1 protein-coding gene is annotated in these 2,384 nt (G+C 69.0%); it reads left to right on the top strand.

Going from position 1 to position 2,384, the window contains the following annotated elements:
* Positions 1-2,384, top strand: a 2,384-nt coding sequence (locus tag DFR29_RS28725) for a non-ribosomal peptide synthetase (RefSeq protein WP_133822070.1), incomplete at both ends; no start/stop codon positions are given.

Consider the following 2,384-nt stretch of genomic DNA (forward strand, 5'->3'; position numbering starts at 1 on the left):
TATGTGCCGCTGGATCCGGCCTATCCGGCCGACCGGCTCGCCTACATGCTGGCCGACTGCGCGCCGGTGGCGCTGCTGACCCAGGGCCGCCTGGCGGATCAAGCCTGGCTGCAGGCCAGCGGCGTGCCGCAGCTGCTGCTGGACGACGAAGCCGCACTGGCCACGCAGCCGCTGCACGACCCGCAGGTTGCCGGGCTGGGGCCGCAGCATCTGGCCTATGTGATCTATACCTCGGGCTCGACCGGCCAGCCCAAGGGCGTGGCGATCGAACACGCCCAGACCCTGAACCTGATCGGCTGGGCACTGGCGAACTTCACCGCAGAAGAACTGGCCGAGACGGTGTTCTCGACCTCGATGAACTTCGACCTGGCAGTGTTCGAGCTGTTCGTGCCGTTGAGCTGCGGCGCGACGGTGAACCTGGTCGCCGATGCGCTGGCGCTGACGGCGCAGTCGACGGCGACGCTGCTCAATACCGTGCCTTCGGCGCTGTCGGCCTTGCTCGATGCCGGCCAGGTGCCGCGCAGCGTGCGCACCGTCAACCTGGCCGGCGAGCCGCTCAAGCGCGGCCTGGTGGAACGGATCTTTGCCCAGACCGGCGTCACGGCGGTGGCCAACCTGTACGGCCCCAGCGAGACCACCACGTATTCGACCGGGGTGCGCATGCCGCGCGCTGGCGGTTTCGTGGCCCATATCGGCCGGCCGATCGCCAATACCCAGGTCTATATCCTGGATGCGCAGCGCCAGCCGGTGCCGGTCGGTGTGACGGGCGAGCTGTATATCGGCGGCGCCGGCGTGGCGCGGGGCTATCTGAACCGGGCTGAGCTGACGGCCGAGCGCTTCATCGCCGATCCGTTCAGTGAAGTGGCCAATGCACGCTTGTATAAAACCGGCGACCTGGGCCGCTGGCTGGCCGACGGCAACATCGAATACCTGGGCCGCAACGACTTCCAGGTGAAGATCCGCGGCTTCCGCATCGAGCTGGGCGAGATCGAGGCGCAGCTGTCGGCCTGTGCTGGCGTGCGCGAGGCGGTGGTGCTGGCGCGCGAAGACATCGCCGGCGATCCACGCCTGGTCGCTTATGCGATTGCGCAGGACGGCATCGCGCTGTCGGCACCGGCCTTGCGCGAAGCGCTGGCGCGGGAACTGGCGGCGTACATGCTGCCGGCGGCGTTCGTGTTCCTGCGCGAGTGGCCGCTGACGCCGAACGGCAAGCTGGATCGCAAGGCCTTGCCGGCGGCAGACCTGTCGAGCCCGTCCACGCGCGACTACGCCGACCCGCAGGGTGCGACGGAACAGGCGATCGCAGCGATCTGGCAGCGCCTGCTCGGCGTGGAGCGGGTGGGGCGCTACGACCATTTCTTCGAGCGGGGCGGCCATTCGCTGCTGGCCACGCGCGTGGTGGGCGAGATCGGCAAGGCCCTGGGCAAGCCGCTGGCCTTGCGTGCGCTGTTCGAATACCCGCAGCTGGATAGCCTCGCCGCGCGGGTCGATGCCCAGGCGGCGTCGGGCCACGCGGCCATCGGCCGGGCAGACCGTGCCGCTGCGCTGCCGCTGTCGTTTGCGCAGCAGCGCCTGTGGTTCATCGACCAGCTGGAAGGCAGCAGCGCGCAGTACAACATGCCGCTGGCGCTGCGCCTGCAGGGTAGGCTGGATACGGCCGCGCTGCAGCAAGCACTGGACGGATTGCTGCAGCGGCACGAGGTGCTGCGCACGGTCTATGCGGAAATCGACGGCATGGCCGTGCAGCGGGTAGTGCCGGCGGCGTCGCTGAATATCGCCTGCGACGACTTGCGAGGGCTGGATGCGGCCAGCCGCGAAGTCCGCCTGCAGCAGCGTGCCGAACAGGAAGCGGTTCGCGCGTTCGACCTGTCGAAAGACACAATGCTGCGTTGTGCACTGGTGAAACTGGCCGACGACGACCAGGCCGTGCTGTTCACCCTGCACCATATCGTCGCCGACGCCTGGTCGCTGGAAGTGCTGGTGCGCGAGTTCGTCGCGCTGTACCGCGCTGCTGCCGGCGGCGTGGCCGCCCACTTGCCGGCCCTGGCCATCCAGTACGCCGACTACGCGCACTGGCAGCGCGAGCGCCTGCAAGGCCCGCTGCGCCAGTCGCAACTGCAGTACTGGCGCGAGCAGCTGGCTGGCTTGCCAGTAGTACACAACCTGCCGCTGGACAAGCCGCGGCCGGCGCAGCAGCGCTTCGAGGGCGCGCGTGTCGAGCAGGTGCTGGAAGCCCCGGCGCTGGCCGCGCTGAACGCGCTGGCGCGGCGTCACGATGCCAGCCTGTTCATGCTGCTGCAGGCGGCATTTGCGGTATTGATCTCGCGCTGGAGCGGCGAGAGCGACATCGTCATCGGTACGCCGATTGCCGGCCGCCTGCATCC

Origin of the sequence: Tahibacter aquaticus, from assembly GCF_004363655.1 — a bacterium.
GTDB lineage: Bacteria > Pseudomonadota > Gammaproteobacteria > Xanthomonadales > Rhodanobacteraceae > Tahibacter > Tahibacter aquaticus.